This window comes from Desulfocurvus sp. (assembly GCF_023230885.1).
Lineage (GTDB): Bacteria > Desulfobacterota > Desulfovibrionia > Desulfovibrionales > Desulfovibrionaceae > Desulfocurvus.
Window position 1 is genome coordinate 1 of the sequence record NZ_JALNWM010000053.1, and the last position, 16,308, is coordinate 16,308.

The window sequence follows — 16,308 nt, forward strand, 5'->3', positions numbered from 1 at the left end:
GGCGGGGTCGCGGGCGAGCAGGGTCTTCACGTCGGGCGTGGCCACGGCGCGGGCCGGGGCGAGGTGGGCGGCCAGGGCCGCCACGGGCCCGGGGGTGCGCAGTTCCTCGTCTCCCAGGCCGACCAGGAAGGTGTCGTCGCCGGGGGTCTGGGCGGGCTCCGGCAGCAGTCCGGCCACCTGCCCGGCGGCATCGGGCAGGGCGGCCGGGGCGTTGGCCTCCTGGATGTCGGCCTCGGCCTGGGGCCGGGCCGGGGCCAGGTCGAACAGGGTGCCCTGCCGCTGGGCGCCGGGCGCGGCCGGGGCCTTGGGCGGGGCGGTGGCCCCGGCCGGGGCCTTGGCGGCCAGGGCCAGCACGGCGGGCAGCTCGCGGCCCAGGGAGCGCAGCTCGAACTCGGCCAGGAAGTCGGCCATGCCCCGGGCGTCGGGCGCGGCGCAGGCCAGGTCGTCCAGGTCCAGCTCCGGACAGGCCGTGATGTCCAGGGTGGTCAGCCTGCGGTAGAGGAAGGCCTGGTCCATGTGCTCGGCCAGGCGCTGGCGCAGGGCGGGGGTGAAGTCGCCCGCGCCCGAGGCCACGGCCTCGCGCAGGGCCTCCAGGGTCGGGTGCTCGTGCATCAGGCGCAGGGCGGTCTTGGGCCCGACCTTGGGCACGCCGGGGATGTTGTCGGCGCTGTCGCCGATGAGGGCCTGGAAGTCGGGCCACTGGGCCGGCGCGAGGCCGGTGTCGGCCCGGAAGTCCTCCAGGGTCAGCACGCTGTCCTTTTTGGCGCCCGGGTCCCAGATGACCACGCGCGGGCTCAGGCACTGGCGCAGGTCCTTGTCGGCGCCGACGATGACCACCGGGCGCCGGGGGCCCAGGCGCGCGGCCAGGGCGGCGATGCAGTCGTCGGCCTCCACGCCCTGGCTGGTGACGGTCCTGAAGCCCATGAGGGCGATGGCGCGCAGGACGTGGTCCACCTGTGCGCGCAGGTCGTCGGGCATGGGCGGGCGCTGGGCCTTGTAGTCCGCGAACAGCTCGTGGCGGAAGGTCGGGCCCTTGCCGTCGAAGAAAAAGCCCGCGTAGCGCACGGATTCGGTGCGCAGCAGCCCGAAGAGCATGCGCACGAACATGAACACGGCGTTGGTGGGGAAGCCGTCGGAGCGCGAGATGCCCGGGTTGGCGTAGAAGAAACGGTAGAGGAAGGCGTGCCCGTCCACGAGAAAGACGGGGTCCTGCTCCAGCCCGAGGCGGTCCTTGAGGGACATGGAAGCTCCTGGCGGCGGGTTACTGGTTCTGGGCGGGGGTTTCCGGGGCGGGCTTGCGCGGGCGCTTGCGCTTGGCGTGCAGGCGCTTCCAGACGAAGGCCTCCACCGAGGGGTCGTCCTGTGCGGCGGCCAGGGGGATCTCGGCCCGGGCGGCGTTGACGCGGCCCCCGGCGGAGCCGACATCGGCGAAGCAGCGCTGGGCGAACTTGCCCATGTCGCGGCGCAGCCCGTCGCCGCGGAAGATGACCACGGCCCTGTCGTCCACGATGCCGGAGATGGCCGTCCACGAGCGGCCCTGTACGCGCAGGAACAGGTCCGCCAGCAGGACCAGGATATCCGGGCTTTCGACGTGGTCCAGGAAGGCGAACAGGCCGTCGCCCATGACGCGCATCTTGAAGTACGCCTGGCAGAAGTAGCGCAGCCATTCGAGCTGGAATTCCGAGCGGTATATCTTGCGCAGCAGCAGGGAATCCGCGAATTTGTTCAGGTACTGGAACGCCCGCAGGTCGGCCTCGCAGAATGCGCGCTCGAAGGAGGACGTGTCCGTCTTGATGCCGTATTGCAGGGCCGTGGCCAGGAACTTCCCCGGGCGGATGTCCATGTTGTAGAGGTATTCCGTGAGCAGGGTGGAGTTGGAGCCGTAGTCGGGCTGGATGTGCACGAAGTCGGCCTCCACGGGGTGCTCGTCGCTGCGCGGGTGGTGGTCGATGACGATGGAGAAGCGCAGGGCCGCGAAGTCCTTGTGGTGGTGGGGCTGCGAGTCCACCAGGGCGAAGCGGTCGAACTGGGCCGTGTAGTTGGGGTTCATGCGCCGGGTGGGGATGCGCAGGCTGGCGATCATCTCCAGGTTGTCGGGCCGGGAGATTTCGTTGACGTGGGCGATGCCCACGTCCTGCACGCGGTGGACCATGATCCGCTTGAGGGCCAGGGCCGAGGCCAGGGCGTCGGGATCGGCGTTGATGGCTATGAGCCAGCGTTCCTGCTTGCGGAACAGGGCCAGCAGGTCTTCGAGTCGGGGCAGGGTGCGGAAATAGGCCACGGTCTAGTCCTCGGGCAGGGCCAGGGCCCGCCCGGCCACCACCAGGACGGCCCGGGCGCTGCGCTGCGCCAGTTGTCGGTTCAGGGCCCCCAGGGAGCGCACGAAGGCCCGGACCTCGGCCGTGGGCGCCACGGGCCCCAGGCCGACCTCGCAGGAAACGATGATGACCCGGGTGGGGCCCATGCCGTCCAGGGCGGCCAGCAGGGCGGCCACGCGCCCGGGCTCGTCCCCCGCGCGGCGGCAGGCGAAGAGCCAGAAGTCCAGGCTGTCCACCAGCACGGTGCCGTAGTGCCCGGCGGCGTCGGCCAGGGCCTCGGGCAGGGCTGTGTCCACCTCGCGCACGGGGATGCCCGGCCCGCGCCCGGCGCGGTGGGCCTGGATCTGCCGGCGGAAGCCCGCGTCCAGGGCGCGGCCCGTGGCCACGAACAGCCCCGGCCCCGGCGCGCGCGCCAGCAGCCGCAGGGCGTAGTCCGACTTGCCCGACTTTTCGCCGCCAAGGATCAGGGTCAGGTGGCCGCGTTCCATCGTTCCATCCAGTCCGCCAGCAGCGCCGCCGAGGCGAACAGGCCGGGGGCCTCGAAGATTTCGAGCATCAGCACGGCCTGGGGGCCGGTTTCGGCCAGCAGGCGCTCCAGCAGCGCGCGCCCGGTCCGGTCCAGCTCCGCCAGGGGCCTGTGCCGCCCGCCAGGGCCCGGCGCGCAGAGGTGCAGCATGCGCACGCGCTCCCAGTCGCGCGCCAGGGCGGGCATAGGCTGGTTGTAAGCCATGAGGTGCCCCAAGTCCAGGCACAGCGACAGGCCCAGGGCCGCCGAGGGCGCGAGCAGCTCCCGCAGGTCGTTGCCGCGCACGTTCTCCAGGAGCAGGGCCGCCGGGTCCAGCCCGTGTCCGGCCCACAGGGCCACCAGGGCCTCCAGCTCCCGCACCGTGGCCGGGGGATGCAGCACATAGGCGCGGGGCTTCAGGAACGCGGCCTTGTCCGCCAGCCCGCGTACCGCGTCCCACACCGCCCCGGCCCCGCGCTCCCAGGGCAGGTCCAGGGGCAGGTGCACATGGCAGCGCAGGCCCAGCCGCGCCAGCTCCGCAGGCAGGTCCTGTGGCCCGTATTCCAGGCAGGCCTGCGTCTCGAAGAACAGCAGCCCCACCTCCGGGGCCAGCCCGGCCAGGAAGCGGCAGTTCCCGGCCACCGTGTCGGGCACCACGAAGGACGGCGCGGCCCAGGGCCGCCCCTGGCGCGTGAGCCGCTCCCCGGCCCGGCGGAATTCCTGTCTTCGTTCCTCGTGCATGGCGCGGCACCGTTTTGCAGGCCTGCGCCCCCGGGGGGCGGGGGCTGGTTCGCGGAGGTCGGGGGGCGCCGGGGCCCGGGCGCGGGAAGGGCCCGCGCACACGTTCCGGCCGCTTCCGGCGGGGCTACTGGCCCAGCAGCCCGAGCTGGTGCGCCTGCTGGACGGTGCGCCCCACCAGGCGGGTGCGGGCCAGGGCGTCCTGGGGCAGCTCGGCCAGGAAGCGCGAGGGCGGCAGGCGCAGCTCGCGGCCGTGCAGGGTGCGGGTGGCGCTGTGGCTCAGGTGGAGCTGCGACCTGGCGCGGGTCATGCCCACATAGAGCAGGCGGCGCTCTTCGGCGAGCTGGGCGTCGTCCAGGGTCGTCTCGGTCTGTCCGAGCAGGAAGCCCGTGCCCGCCAGGGGCAGCAGCCCGTCTTCCAGGGCGGGCAGGAACACGGCCTCGAACTCCAGGCCCTTGGCCGCGTGCAGGGTCATGATCTGGATTTTCTCGGCCCGGTCGCGGACCATGTCCAGCTCGCTTTGCAGGTGGACCCAGTTGAGCAGCGCCTGCCAGCCGCCCATCTCGGCGAAGGAGCGCTTGAGTTGCAGGAACTCCGGGCTCTGCCAGAACATGCGGTCGAAGGGCGCGTTGCCCTGGAGGTAGGCTTGCAGGGCAACGGGGCCGCGCACCAGCACGCGCTCGGGCAGCTCCAGGCGCGCGTCGGCGCCTCCGGCGGCGTCCGCCCCGGGCGGGGCGATGCCGAAGGTGTGCCCGGCGGCGTCGAGGATGGCCGCCACGCGCGGCTCGGCCCAGAATGCCTCGGCCTCGGGCACGGAACAGGGCAGCCCCAGGCGGGTCAGGGTGGACTTGAGCACTGGCACCAGGGCCTTCATGCGCACCAGCACGGCGATGTCGCCGGGGGAGAGGTTCTGGCCCGCGTCGCCGCCGTCGGCCAGGGAGTGGCTCGTGGCGCCCAGCAGGGCGCGGATGCGCTCGCCGATCCAGCTGGCCTCGCGGGCGGCGGTGGGCGCGCTGAACAGGCGGACCTCGGCGGGCCTGTCGTTGCGGGCCACCAGGCGCGGGGCGCCGGGGGTCAGGGCGGCGGCGGCGGCGAGCACGGCCTGGGCCGAGCGGTAGTTGTCCCCCAGGCCGACGACCTCCAGGTCCGGCCACCAGGCGCGCATGCGCTCCAGGGCGTCGCCCGCCGCGCCCCGGAAGCCGTAGATGCCCTGGTTGGGGTCGCCGATGGCGAAGACGCCCTTGCCCCCCGGGCAGGCCAGGGCCTTGACCACCGCCAGCTGTAGCGCCGAGAGGTCCTGCACCTCGTCCACCAGGATATGGGTGTAGGGGTTTGGCCAGATGTCGGCGTCGATCTGCTCCAGCCAGAAATGCAGCAGGTCCGTGTAGTCGGCGAGATTCCAGGATTCCTTGGTCTTGGCGTAGGCGTGGGCGGCCTGGGCCAGGTCCGGGCCCGGCTCGGCCATGCGTTCGCGGTCCAGGTTCAGCCTGCGCCACAGGGCGCGCATCTCGCGGGCCTCCAGCTGGGGGTTGGCCTCGGCGAATACGCGCCGGGCGCCATCCTCGGTGAGCACCACGGGCGCCTCGCCGTAGCTCTGGGTCCAGCATTCGTAGGCCAGGGCGTGCATGGTGTCGGCGCGCGGCAGGGCCTGGGACTCGCCGCGCAGCTCCAGCAGCCGGCGCGCCAGCTCGCCCGCGGCGCGGCGCGTGAAGGTCAGGGCCAGGATGTGGCGCGGGGTCTCGCCGCCGTCCAGCAGGCGGCGGATGCGGCCCATGAGGGTGGCCGTCTTGCCCGTGCCCGGCCCGGCCAGGACCAGCACCGGCCCCGGGCCGGCCTCCAGGGCCCGGCGCTGGGCGGGGTTGTAGTCCGGCGCCGGGGCCGCCGCCCGGGCCAGGGGCGCCAGCGGGGGCAGGGCCGCCCCCGGGCCGGGCGCGGGGGCCGGAGCCCCGGGCGCCGGGCGCGGCGCGGGGCCGCGCGCCCCGGGCAGCCTGACCAGGGCCTTGCCGTGCTTCAGCTCGGCCTGCTCCTGGGGCGAGAACACGCTGATGACGCCGTATTCGCCATCGAAGCCCGGGCGCTTGAAGACCTGGCCGCGCCGCATGCGCCCGATGCCCTCGGCCAGCGGGGCGGACACGCGCGCCAGCTCCTCGGCGGGCACGTCCTGCAACACCGCCAGCTCCGAGCCGAAGCGCGCCACGAGCCGCCCGTAGAAGGCCTGAACCTTCTTGGTGCCCGGCCCGGCCCCCAGGACCTCGCCCAGCACCTCGGCCAGGGGCACCAGCGAGGTGAAGCCCGGGGCGTCGGCCGGGCGCTCGGGCGCCTCGCGGTCGGCCAGCGCGGTCACCCGGTGCAGCACGCCCACGGTCAGCGGCTTGCCGCACACGGGGCACACGCCCCCCCGCGAGGCCGTCTCGCGGGGCTCCATGACCACCCCGCAGGCCCGGTGCCCGTCGAGGTGGTATTTGCCCTCCTCGGGAAAGAACTCCAGCGTGCCGAGGAACTTGTGGCCCAGGGCCTCGCCGCGCAGGGCCCGGTAGATGCCCTCGTAGGACGGCTCCCCGCTGAACAGGCTGGCCTCGCGGGCCAGCTTCTCCCCCGAGTGCGCGTCGGAGTTGGAGATCATCCGGTAGCGGTCCAGGGCCGACCACATCCAGTTCATCTCCGGGTCCGAGGACAGGCCCGTTTCCATGGCGAAGATTTCCCCCGCCAGGTCGCCGTAGCATTCCTCCACGGAGTCGAAGCCGCTCTTGGAGCCGAACAGGGAGAACCACGGCGTCCAGATATGCGCGGGCACCAGGAACGCCTGCGGCCCCATGTCCAGCACCATCTCCAGCAGGTCGCGCGAGTCCAGCCCCAGGATGGGCCGCCCGTCGCTTTCCAGGTTGCCCACCTGGGCGAGCTTGCGCGTGAAGGCGTCGGCCGCGTCCAGGCTGGGCATGAAGACCAGGTTGTGGACCTTGCGCGTCTTGCCGCCGCGCTTGTAGATTGAGCTGATTTCCGTGCCCAGCATGAAGCGGGTCTGCCCGCGCAGGGGGTAGCCGTCCAGCAGCGGCACCTCGCGCTCCAGGCGCCGGGCGTCCTTGAGCACCAGCAGCCCCGAGCCGTCGGGCTCGAGCTGCTCGCCGATCTCCGCCCGCCAGCCCGGGTGGGTGAAGTCGCCGGTGGCCAGCACGTCCAGGCCCTTGATGCGCGCCCAGGCCGCCAGCAGGCGCAGCGAGAGCGCCTTGCTCGTGGCCCGCGAAAAACGCGAGTGGATGTGCAGATCCGCGCGGAAAAGGTCCATGACCGGGCGACTATACGGCCCCCGGCCCGCGCCCGCAAGGCCCAAGGTGCCCGCCGCCGCCATGCGTTGCGCCGGGCGGCCGGGTGCCCTAGAGTGGGGCCTGCCGAAACCTGCCCAACCCTGGAGAAGTGAAGATGATCGAGCGCAAGCCGGAGCGGCGGATCACCGACCCCGAGGAACTGGCCCATGTACTGCGCAAGGCGCAGATCCTGCGCCTTGGCATGTGCGGCCCCGAGGGGCCGTATGTGGTGCCCATGAACTACGGCATGGGCGAGGGCTGCCTGTTCCTGCATTCCTCGTGCTCGGGGCGCAAGGCGCGCACCCTGCGGGCGGACCCCCGGGTCTGCTTCGAGCTGGAAACGGACGTGGCGCTCATCGAGGACGACAAGCCCTGCGGGTTCAGCATGAAGTTCAAGAGCATCGTGGGCTTCGGGCGCGTGGTGGCCCTGGATTCCCTGGCGGAAAAACGCCAGGGGCTGCGGGCGATCATGGCTCATTACACGGGCAGGGAGTTCCCCGACGAGGCCTTCCCCGAGAAGGTGCTGGCCAGGACGTGCGTGATGCGCCTGGACATCGAGTCCATGACCGGCGCGCGCCACGGCTGGAACGGCTGAGCCCGGGCCGCGCGGCTACTCGCGCAGGGCCACCAGGCTGGCCAGCGCGCCCGCCAGGGCCATGCCTCCCGCCAGGGCCAGGCAGTGGCCCAGGGGCAGGAAGGCGAAGGTCATGTTCAGGGGCGGCGTGGCCGCGAGGTCGGCCAGGGCGAGATGGGCCAGGGCCAGCAGGCCCAGGGCCAGCGCGCCCCCCGCAAGCCCCTGGACGGCGCCGCCCACCAGCAGGGGCAGCTGGATATACCAGCGCCCGGCGCCCACAAGCCGCAGGATGTCCACCTCGTCGCGCCGCCCGGCCAGGGACAGGCGCACGGTGTTGCCCACCACCAGCGCGGCCGTGAACCCCAGCAGGCCGATGAGCGGCCAGAGCACCGTGCGCGCGAAGCGCTGCCAGGAGCGGGCCAGGTCGACCTGCAGGGCGCTGTAGTGGATGTCGGCCACGCCCGGGAGGCCCTGCAGGGCGCTCAGGGTCTGCTGCACGAAGACTGCGGGGTCGGCTTCGGGCGCGCGCAGGCTGACCACGGCCGTGGGCGGCAGGGCGCCGCCGGTGAGGCCGCCGATGGCCTTGGCCTCGCCGCCCAGGGCCAGCCCCAGCTCGTCCAGGGCCTGGGCCGGGGTGTAGGTGGTCTTGGCCTGGAAGCCGGGCAGGGCGTCCAGCCGGGCCCACTGGTCGCGCAGGGCGTCCTCGGGGGTGCCGGGCGCCCAGTAGACCTGGAAGACGAAATCGCCCCCGGCGGAAAGCAGGGCCTGGTTGAGGTTGACCAGCAGCAGCAGGAACAGCCCGGCCAGGAAGGCCGTGAGGGTCACGGCGCACAGGGTCAGGGCCTGGGCCAGGGGGTTGCGCCCCAGGTCGGCGACCCCGCGCAGCAGCAGGCGGGCCATGCGGGCGATCATCGCCGCCCCCCGGGCTTGGGCCGGGCCGGGCCGTCCTCGGGCTCGGCCGGGGCGACCTCCAGGTCGGCGTCGCGCCAGCTGGCGGCGGTCACGCGCCCGTCGGTCAGCTCCAGGTGCCGCGCGCCGGGCACGGCGGCCATCACGTCGCGGTTATGGGTCGCCAGGATGATCGTCGTGCCGAATGTGTTGAACTGCTTGAAAATTTCCATGAGATGCAGGGCCAGGGCGCGGTCGAGGTTGCCCGTGGGTTCGTCGGCCAGCAGCAGCTGGGGGTTGACCACTATGGCCCGGGCGATGGCCACGCGCTGCTGCTCGCCGCCGGACAGCCACGAGCAGGGGCACAGGGCCTTGTCGTCCAGGCCCAGACTGCGCAGCACGGCGTTGACGCGCTTGCGTACGGTGGCCCGGGGCACGGCGCGCACCTCCAGGGGCAGGGCCACGTTGTCGGCCACACTGCGCCCCGGCAGGATGCGGAAATCCTGGAAGACCACGCTCACCTGGCGGCGCAGCAGGGGCACCCGGGCGCCGGACAGGCCCTTGAGCTGGAACCCGGCGACCTCGGCGGCGCCGCGCCCCAGGGGCAGGGCCCCGTGCAGCAGGCGCAGCAGGGTTGTCTTGCCCGCGCCCGACGGGCCGCACAGGAAAAGGAAGCCGCCCTTGCCCAGGGAGAAGGTGACGTTGCGCAGGGCCCAGTGCGCGCCGAAGTTGTGCGACACATGCTGGACCCGGACCATGGGTTCGGGGGTGGTGTCCATGCCGGGGCAGGGTAGCGCGTTTGTCCTGGCAGGGCAATGGCTCCCGCCACGGGCCGGTCGGCGCGCCCCCGCCCGGACGGCAGGGGGAGGCCGGGGGCCGCGGGCCGGTCGGAAACTGCGGGCTGCGGGGACGCGGAAAAGCCCGGGGCGCGCGGCGCGCCCCGCATGGCCGGGCGGCCCGGGCCCTTGCGCTGGCGCGGCGGGTCGCCGTTTCGGGGCGCGCCGCTAGGGCCGGGCGCCGGAAAAGGCCAGGAAATCCTGGCGGGCCCGCTCCTGGGCCTGGGCGCGCAGGCCGTCGGCCTCGTCGTAGTTGTCCAGCAGCAGGGCCACCAGGGCCGGGTCCAGGGCGCGCCGCCCGGCCAGGGCGCCGAGGACCCCCGCGGCCTGGGGCCGGGTCATCCCCGCTCGGTAGGGCCGGTCCTCGGTCAGGGCGGTGAACACGTCGGCCACGGCCAGGACGCGGGCGCCGGTGTCCAGGGTTCCGGCATCCAGGCGGTGGGGGTAGCCGCCGCCGTCCAGGCGCTCGTGGTGCCGCGCGGCCCAGACCCCTGCGGGCTCCAGGCCGGGGATGCGCGTGAGGATGGCGTCGGAGTGGGCCGCGTGGAGCTTGATGGTCTCGAACTCGGCGTCGGTCAGGGGTTCCTTTTTCTCCAGCAGGCGGCGGGGCACGGCCAGCTTGCCGAGGTCGTGCAGGTTTCCGGCGACGTAGAGCAGCTCGGCCTCGGCGGGGGCCATGCCCGCCAGGGCGCCCAGGGCGCTGGCCGTGGCGGCGACCCCGCGCGAGTGGGTGGCCGTGAAGCGGCTGCGGAAGTCGATGATCTGGGCCACGAGGCCGGAGAAATCCACCAGGGCCGGGGCGTCGAGCATGGCGTCGCGCGGGGCGGCCAGGGCGCGCATGGCCTCGCGCAGGGCCGGGCCGGGCCGGGCGGCCTCCTCGGCCAGGGCCGAGGCGCACAGCAGTTCGCCCGCGGCCTCCACGGCCAGGGGGTCGAACATGCCGCCCGCGCCGTGCTCCAGGCGCTGGCGCAGGACCCCGGGCGGGACGCAGGCCGGGCCCGCGCCGCGCAGCAGGATGTCCAGCCGGTCGGCGACATGCACCAGCCCGGCCAGGCGCAGGGTCTGCGGGTCGGCGTCGGCCGCGTCGGCCTGGTCGAAGCGCTGGTGGTGCCAGCGCACCACGTCGGCCACCCCGGCCAGGGGCGCGAAGCGGCGCAGCAGGGTCCAGCCGATGGCGGCGTGTTCCACGCTGTCGGTTTCGAAGGCCAGGGTGTCCAGGCGCGTTTGCAGGGAAAAGGCGCCCACGTCGTGCAGCAGCCCGGCGAAGACGACCCGGGCGGTGTCGGCCCCGGGCAGGCCCATGTGCCCGGCCAGCCGTCCGGCCAGGAAGCCCACGCGCAGGTGATGGTCCACCACCTGGGGGCTGATGAGGTCGAGGGCGGCGGACAGGCCGCCCACCAGGTCGAACAGGGAGACCCGCCCGGTGACGGTGCGGGCGGTGCGCAGGGCGCTGTCGCGGGGGGCTGGGTGGTGCGTCATCGTCTGGAGATGTGCGGATTCCGGAGGACTTGAGGATGAGGGGTGGACCGGGAGAGGGAAAATAAGGCGGGATGCACGAAAAGGCAAGCCCCACAGGCCCCGGGCGGAGAATCGTCCCGCCCGGGGCCGGGGCGGCTGGCTACGCGGGGATGCTGATCTCCCCGGCGCGCAGCATCTGTTCGATCTGGGCCACGTCCTTGTCGCCACGGCCCGAGAGGTTGACCAGGATGATGGCGTCGGCGGGCAGGGTCGGGGCCAGGCGCATGGCCTGGGCCAGGGCGTGGGCCGACTCCAGGGCCGGGATGATGCCCTCGGTGCGCGACAGGGTGAAGAAGGCCTCCACGGCGTCGGCGTCGCTGGCGGTGACGTACTGGGCGCGGCCGATGTCCTTGAGGTGCCCGTGTTCGGGGCCCACGCCGGGGTAGTCCAGCCCGGCGGAGATGGAGTAGACCGGCGCGGGCTGGCCCTGTTCGTCCTGGAGCAGGTAGGAGCGGAAGCCGTGCAGCACGCCCGGGCTGCCCAGGGTCAGGGTGGCGGCGTGGTCGCCGGGGGTCAGCCCGCGTCCTGCGGGCTCCACGCCCTGGATGGCCACCCCGGCGTCGTCCAGAAAGGCCGAGAACAGGCCGATGGCGTTGGAGCCGCCGCCCACGCAGGCGATGACCGTGTGCGGCAGGCGACCCTCCAGTTCGAGGATCTGCTCGCGGGCCTCCCGGCCGATGACGGACTGGAACTGGCGGACCATCAGCGGGTAGGGGTGCGGCCCTACGGCGGAGCCCAGCAGGTAGTAGGTGTTCTGCGCGTCCTGGATCCAGGCGGCCAGGGCCTCGTCCACGGCTTCCTTGAGGGTCCGCTGGCCGCTCATGGCCGGCACCACGCGCGCGCCCATCATCTCCATGCGGAAGACGTTGAGCTTCTGGCGCTCGATGTCCTCGGCGCCCATGTGGATGGTGCACTGCATGCCCATGAGCGCTGCGGTGGCGGCGGTGGCCACGCCGTGCTGCCCGGCGCCGGTCTCGGCGATGATGCGCGTCTTGCCCATGCGCTTGGCCAGCAGGATCTGGCCCACGGTGTTGTTGACCTTGTGGGCGCCCAGGTGGTTCAGGTCCTCGCGCTTCAGGTAGATCCTGGCCCCGCCCAGGCGGCGGGTGAGGTTGGCGCAGAAGTACAGCGGCGAGGGCCGACCCGTGAAATGGCGCTGGTAGTAGTCGAATTCGCGCAGGAACTCGGGGTCGTCGCGGTAGCGCGTAAAGGCCCGGACCAGCTCGTCCATGACGGGAACGAGGGCCGGGGGCAGGAAGCTGCCGCCGTGCTCGCCGAAAAAGCCTTTGGCGTCGGGGGTGGTGGTCATGGTCTTGCTCCTTTGCTGGCCGCCACCGGCCGCGGAGCAACAAAAAAACCGCGGCTGGTGGTCCTGCCGCGGTCGATGAGTGTGGTTTGTTGTCCTGCTCGATGATCCAAACGCAACACGCGCGGCTCTGTTACCAGAGCCACCACCACTGGCCCGAAAGGGCGACGAGTTCGATGGCGTTGCGCATGGAGCGTGCATAACGGGGGCGGGCCGGTTTTGTCAAGGCGGTGCGGAACGCGGTGCGCGGCGGGGCCCCGGCGGAGGGCCTCCGCGCCGCCGGTGGCGGACTCCCGCCCCCGGGGCGGGCGGGCCGGCTGGTTGCCGGGGCCGGGCCCGGGGGCTATAACCGGGCAGGAGGACGCCATGGTCATCTGCTTTTTCGGCGATTCCCTGACCCTGGGTACGGGCGACGCGGCCTGCCTGGGCTGGGCCGGGCGCATCTGCGTGCAGGCCCTGTCCCGGGGCCGGGCCCTGACGTGCTACAACCTGGGCGCCCGGCGCCATTCCAGCGCCGACATCCTGGCCCGCTGGCGCGAGGAGAGCGGCCGCCGGGCCCTGCCGGGAGCGGCCACGCGGCTGGTATTCTCCTTCGGCGTGGCCGACGCGGTGGACCGCGACGGGCGGCGCAACCTGCCCGCGGCCGACACGGCAGCCAACGCCCGGGAACTGCTCGGCCAGGCCCTGGAGGGGCACGAGGTGCTTTTCGTGGGCCCGCCGCCCGTGGCCTCGGGGCCGCTCACGGCGCGCATCCGCGAGCTGAACCGCGAGCTGGGCACGGTCTGCGCCCAGCTGGGCGTGGGCTATTTCGACATGTTCGGGCGGCTGGTGTCCTCGGGGGCCTATCTGGCCGACGTGGCCGCCAACGACGGCATACATCCCACGGGAGCGGGCTATGCGGAGATGGCCGCCCAGGTGGCGGACTGGCCCGCCTGGCGGAGCTGGGTGGAGGTGTAGCCCGGGCGGCGGGGGCAATGGCCCGGCCCTGCCGCGCGGGTGCGGCGGGGCCTGTCGGGTCGATCCCCGGCACCTTTCCCTGTCGCGGCCTTGCCGCGCGGACGCGGCGGAACATGTCGGCAAGCGGGGTCCTGCCCGTCTGGGGGCAGGGCGCTCGGTGGCTGGTCCCCTGCCCCGCCCCTGCCGCCCGCGCGGGCCGTTAGGTCATGCCCGCCGCCTGTATGACGCTGGCTTTGGCCGCCTGCCCGCCCGCGTGGCCCCGGGCATGCCTGGAGCGTTGAACCAGGAATCCGTGGAACCTCGCCGCCTGCCCGCCCGCGTGGGGCACAGGCGTTTATCGTCGGGCGTCTGTCGCCGGGGGCCTGCCGCCGGGCGCCCCCTGCCGGGCCGTGGGCGCCGGTGCGCGCCTGCGCTCCGGGGGTGCTGGGTTTCCCGTCCCGGGATGGGCGCGACCCTCGCCCCCGTCCCGCCCTGCGCGCGGGCCGCCTGCTGGCGGCCGGGCCGCTGGCCGTTCATGCGGCCCTTACGCGCGGGCGACCCCGTGCGCCTGTTCCTGGCGGCTCCGCTGCCCGCTCGCATGGCGCGTACGCCCGGCGCCGCCGCGCCGCGCGGGCCAGGTGCACGCCTGGGGAATTTGTCTCGCCTGCCCGCCGCGCCGCCGTGCCGCCCGGCCCGACAGGGCCGCACTCGTCGCAACCGCGGCCCCGTGCGGGCCGGAAAAGCCACCCGCAACCCGTAAAAACGCAACCCCGGCTCCGCAACGCGACGACGCACCCGTCGTCCGGGCGCAGGCTGCGCCGAACGGGGCGTCGCGCGGCGGCTCCGGGGAGCGGCCACGGGGGGCTGAGTCCGGGGCGGCCCGTCGCCGGGCCGGGGGCCTAGTACTCGCCGTTCTTCCAGGACTGCTTGATGTAGAACAGGCAGCAGCCCACCAGGAAGAGGCCGAGGATGAAGAACAGGAAGTCCATAGTCGCGCTCCTTGGTTGGTTGAGGAAAAATTCACTTACACCGGATCGCGCGCGATTTCAACCGTTCCGCCGGGTGTTTGGGCGGGGCGCTCCAGCAGGGCCGCGCATTCGATGTGCGGGCTGTGCGGGAACAGGTCCACGGGCCGGGCCCGGGTCAGGGCGTAGCCCGCCTCGGCCAGCAGGGCGGCGTCGCGGGCCAGGGTCGCGGGGTTGCACGACACATAGACCACCCGGCGCGGCCCGAGACCGGCCAGGGCGGCCACGGCCTGCGGGGTCATGCCCGCGCGCGGCGGATCGACGAAGGCCACGTCGGGGACGTGGTCCAGCCCGGCCAGCAGCGCCCCGGCGTCCCCGGCCAGGAAGGTGCAGTTGCCGATGCCGTTGCGCGCGGCGTTGCCCCGGGCGTCCTCCACCGCGGGGGCGTGGATCTCGATGCCCGTGACGCGCGCGGCGCGCCCGGCGGCGGCCAGGGCCAGGCCGCCCACCCCGCAGTACAGGTCGAGCACGGCCTCGGCGCCCGTGAGCCCGGCCAGTTCCAGGGCGGCGCCGTACAGGGCCTCGGCCCCGGGGGTATTGGTCTGGAAGAAGGCGTCGGGCGAGACGCGGAAGGTCAGGCCCAGCAGCCGCTCCTCGATCCACGGCCGACCGTGGGCCGACACCTGCCGCTCGCCCTGGGCCACGGCGGCGTTGTTGGCGCGTACGGAATGCACGGCCCCGGCCAGGGCCGGGAAGGTAGCCAGCAGTTCCTCGCACAGGGCGCGCGCGGCGCCGCCGTCGGGCCCGGGGCCGGTGATGACGTGGGCCAGGGCCTGGCCCGTGGCCTCGGAGCGGCGCAGCACAAGGAAGCGCCAGACCCCGCGCCGGGTGCGCTCGTCGTAGGCCGGGACGCCCACCCGGCGGCAGAACTCGCGCGCGTGGCGCACCACGTCCATGCACGGCTCGGCCTGGAGGGAGCAGTCCTCCACGTTGACCAGGCTCGCCGAGGCGCGCCGGTGCAGGCCCAGGGCCAGCCGTTCCCCGGTTCCGGCGAAGGCGAACTCCATCTTGTTGCGAAATTCGTGCACGGCGGGCGAGGGCAGGGCCGGGAGCACCTCGCAATGGCGCGCTCCGCCCAGGCGCGCCAGGGCGTCGGCCACCTGCCCGGTCTTGCAGCGCAGCTGCTCGCCGTAGTCCAGGTCCTGGAACAGGCAGCCGCCGCACTTGCCGAAATGCGGGCAGAAGGGCTCCACGGCGTGGGGGCCGGGGTCCAGGACCCGGATGACCCGGGCCTGGGCGAAGCGCTTGCCCGGCTTGGTCACCTGCGCCAGCACCCGGCTGCCGGGCAGCGCGCCGTCCACAAAGACCACGAAGCCGTCCACCCGGGCCAGTCCCTGGCCGCCGAAGGCCATCTTGTCCACGGCCAGTTCCAGTTCCGCGTCCTTGTGAATTTTTTCGCTCATTGGTTGTTTTCCGGGGCCGCAGCCCTTGACATTTTCATGGTTTCGGACAATTTGGGGGTTCCAACGCCAACGAAGGAGCCAGGCCATGAGCGTCGTTTTCGAACTCGCCAAGAACATGCTGCACAGCAGCCCCCAGGGCTACCTGGGCGTGTCCCTGATTTTCATCTACATGGCGGTCATCGTCGGTACTGCCTTGTACCGCATCAAGCAGCACGGCGGCCACTAGTCCGTCCGGGTCCGCCGGTGTACCCCACTGGCGGCGGCGGTCAAGGAAAAAGTCCCCATTTCTTCCGGATGCCGGAGCCAACGCGCGGGTGCGCCCGTCGCGTTGGCTTTTTTGCGCCCCGGCCCGGGCGTCACTTCGCGCCCCCGGCGCAGGCGTCCGCACCCGGAGCCCGGCGCTCCCGCCCGGGCGCGGGCCTGAACCGGCTCCGCGCTCCGGTGTGTGCAGCCGGAAACAGGGGCAGCCCTCAACCCGCCCCGCGTTCGGGTGCTTGCAGCCGGAAACGGGGGTGAGACTGCTGTCCGGGAAAAGGGATACGGCTTTCCGTGTCGGTTCTCCGGTTCCACGGGGGCCGTCCGTGCCGGGTTTTCGGCGTGCCTGGCGCCCGTTCCCCTCCCGCCCCGCACCGGGGTCCGGGCCGCCGCCCGCCCCCGTCGCGTGCTGCGCCGCACTGCGCGTCGAGCATTGCTGCCGCGTACCCGGCGTCCGGGACGCGCCCGGCCGCGGTCCTGGTTCCCGCCTGTGGCCCGTCCCCGTCCTTGTCGCGCCCCCGCCTCCGGCGTCCGCCCCGCACCGGGGTCCGGGCCGCGTGTTTCCGGGCCCGCTGCGTGTTTCGCGCCGCGTCGCCCGGCGGCCTTTCGGCCACGTTCCCGGCGCACCCGGAGCCCATCCGGCACCCGGCACGGGGCCGGTACCCGACGCCCTTTCCTTTGCCCCCTGCCTTCCCTGCCCCGGA

The 16,308-nt window shown here is 73.4% G+C and carries 13 protein-coding genes; 3 read left to right on the forward strand and 10 right to left on the reverse strand.

The window, feature by feature from the left end; genetic code table 11:
- From M0P34_RS05605 to M0P34_RS05625, 5 genes are all read right to left on the reverse strand, one after another.
- Positions 1-1,242, reverse strand: a 1,242-nt coding sequence (locus M0P34_RS05605; protein WP_291497254.1) for a 5'-3' exonuclease H3TH domain-containing protein, incomplete at its 3' end; no start/stop codon positions are given.
- A 19-nt stretch (positions 1,243-1,261) separates the two neighbouring features.
- Entirely contained in the window at positions 1,262-2,281 is a 1,020-nt protein-coding gene (locus tag M0P34_RS05610) for a DHH family phosphoesterase (RefSeq protein ID WP_291497256.1), read from the reverse strand.
- Positions 2,282-2,284: 3 nt separating this feature from the next.
- Positions 2,285-2,806, reverse strand: coding sequence for a bifunctional adenosylcobinamide kinase/adenosylcobinamide-phosphate guanylyltransferase (locus tag M0P34_RS05615; RefSeq protein WP_291497259.1), 522 nt, complete (start codon positions 2,804-2,806; stop codon positions 2,285-2,287).
- On the reverse strand, positions 2,788-3,564 hold the full coding sequence (gene cbiR, locus M0P34_RS05620) for a cobamide remodeling phosphodiesterase CbiR (protein WP_291497261.1): 777 nt from the start codon (positions 3,562-3,564) through the stop codon (positions 2,788-2,790). The genes M0P34_RS05615 and cbiR overlap by 19 nt, the downstream gene beginning before the upstream one ends.
- Before the next feature lie 124 nt (positions 3,565-3,688).
- Positions 3,689-6,844 carry a UvrD-helicase domain-containing protein gene (locus tag M0P34_RS05625; protein WP_291497262.1) on the reverse strand — a complete coding sequence of 1,052 codons (3,156 nt, stop codon included), beginning with the start codon at positions 6,842-6,844 and terminating at the stop codon, positions 3,689-3,691.
- 134 nt (positions 6,845-6,978) lie between these two features.
- On the opposite strand from M0P34_RS05625, the gene M0P34_RS05630 reads away from it, so the two are divergent.
- Positions 6,979-7,458: a pyridoxamine 5'-phosphate oxidase family protein gene (locus tag M0P34_RS05630; RefSeq protein ID WP_291497264.1), complete on the forward strand. Its 480-nt coding sequence runs from the start codon at positions 6,979-6,981 to the stop codon at positions 7,456-7,458.
- A gap of 15 nt (positions 7,459-7,473) precedes the next feature.
- Here the strand turns inward: M0P34_RS05630 and M0P34_RS05635 are convergent, their stop codons facing one another.
- From M0P34_RS05635 to trpB, 4 genes are all read right to left on the reverse strand, one after another.
- Positions 7,474-8,349 (reverse strand): FtsX-like permease family protein, encoded by an 876-nt coding sequence (locus M0P34_RS05635; protein WP_291497266.1) that lies wholly within the window; start codon positions 8,347-8,349, stop codon positions 7,474-7,476.
- Positions 8,346-9,083, reverse strand: coding sequence for an ATP-binding cassette domain-containing protein (locus M0P34_RS05640; protein WP_291497280.1), 738 nt, complete (start codon positions 9,081-9,083; stop codon positions 8,346-8,348). The genes M0P34_RS05635 and M0P34_RS05640 overlap by 4 nt, the downstream gene beginning before the upstream one ends.
- A 246-nt stretch (positions 9,084-9,329) precedes the next feature.
- On the reverse strand, positions 9,330-10,640 hold the full coding sequence (locus M0P34_RS05645; RefSeq protein ID WP_291497268.1) for an HD domain-containing phosphohydrolase: 1,311 nt from the start codon (positions 10,638-10,640) through the stop codon (positions 9,330-9,332).
- A gap of 139 nt (positions 10,641-10,779) precedes the next feature.
- A complete protein-coding gene (trpB, locus tag M0P34_RS05650) occupies positions 10,780-11,988 on the reverse strand; it encodes a tryptophan synthase subunit beta (protein WP_291497271.1) in 1,209 nt (402 codons plus the stop codon).
- Positions 11,989-12,351: 363 nt separating this feature from the next.
- On the opposite strand from trpB, the gene M0P34_RS05655 reads away from it, so the two are divergent.
- Complete coding sequence (locus tag M0P34_RS05655; RefSeq protein ID WP_291497274.1) at positions 12,352-12,942, forward strand: GDSL-type esterase/lipase family protein; 591 nt, start codon at positions 12,352-12,354, stop codon at positions 12,940-12,942.
- Between the two features lie 1,003 nt (positions 12,943-13,945).
- Here the strand turns inward: M0P34_RS05655 and rlmD are convergent.
- Positions 13,946-15,349 (reverse strand): 23S rRNA (uracil(1939)-C(5))-methyltransferase RlmD, encoded by a 1,404-nt coding sequence (gene rlmD, locus M0P34_RS05660; protein ID WP_291497276.1) that lies wholly within the window; start codon positions 15,347-15,349, stop codon positions 13,946-13,948.
- Positions 15,350-15,434: 85 nt separating this feature from the next.
- Here rlmD and M0P34_RS05665 point away from each other — a divergent pair, with 85 nt between their 5' ends.
- The gene (locus M0P34_RS05665; RefSeq protein WP_291497278.1) at positions 15,435-15,575 is read left to right on the forward strand and encodes a hypothetical protein; all 141 of its coding nucleotides are present in this window, start codon (positions 15,435-15,437) and stop codon (positions 15,573-15,575) included.
- Positions 15,576-16,308 lie beyond the last annotated feature (733 nt).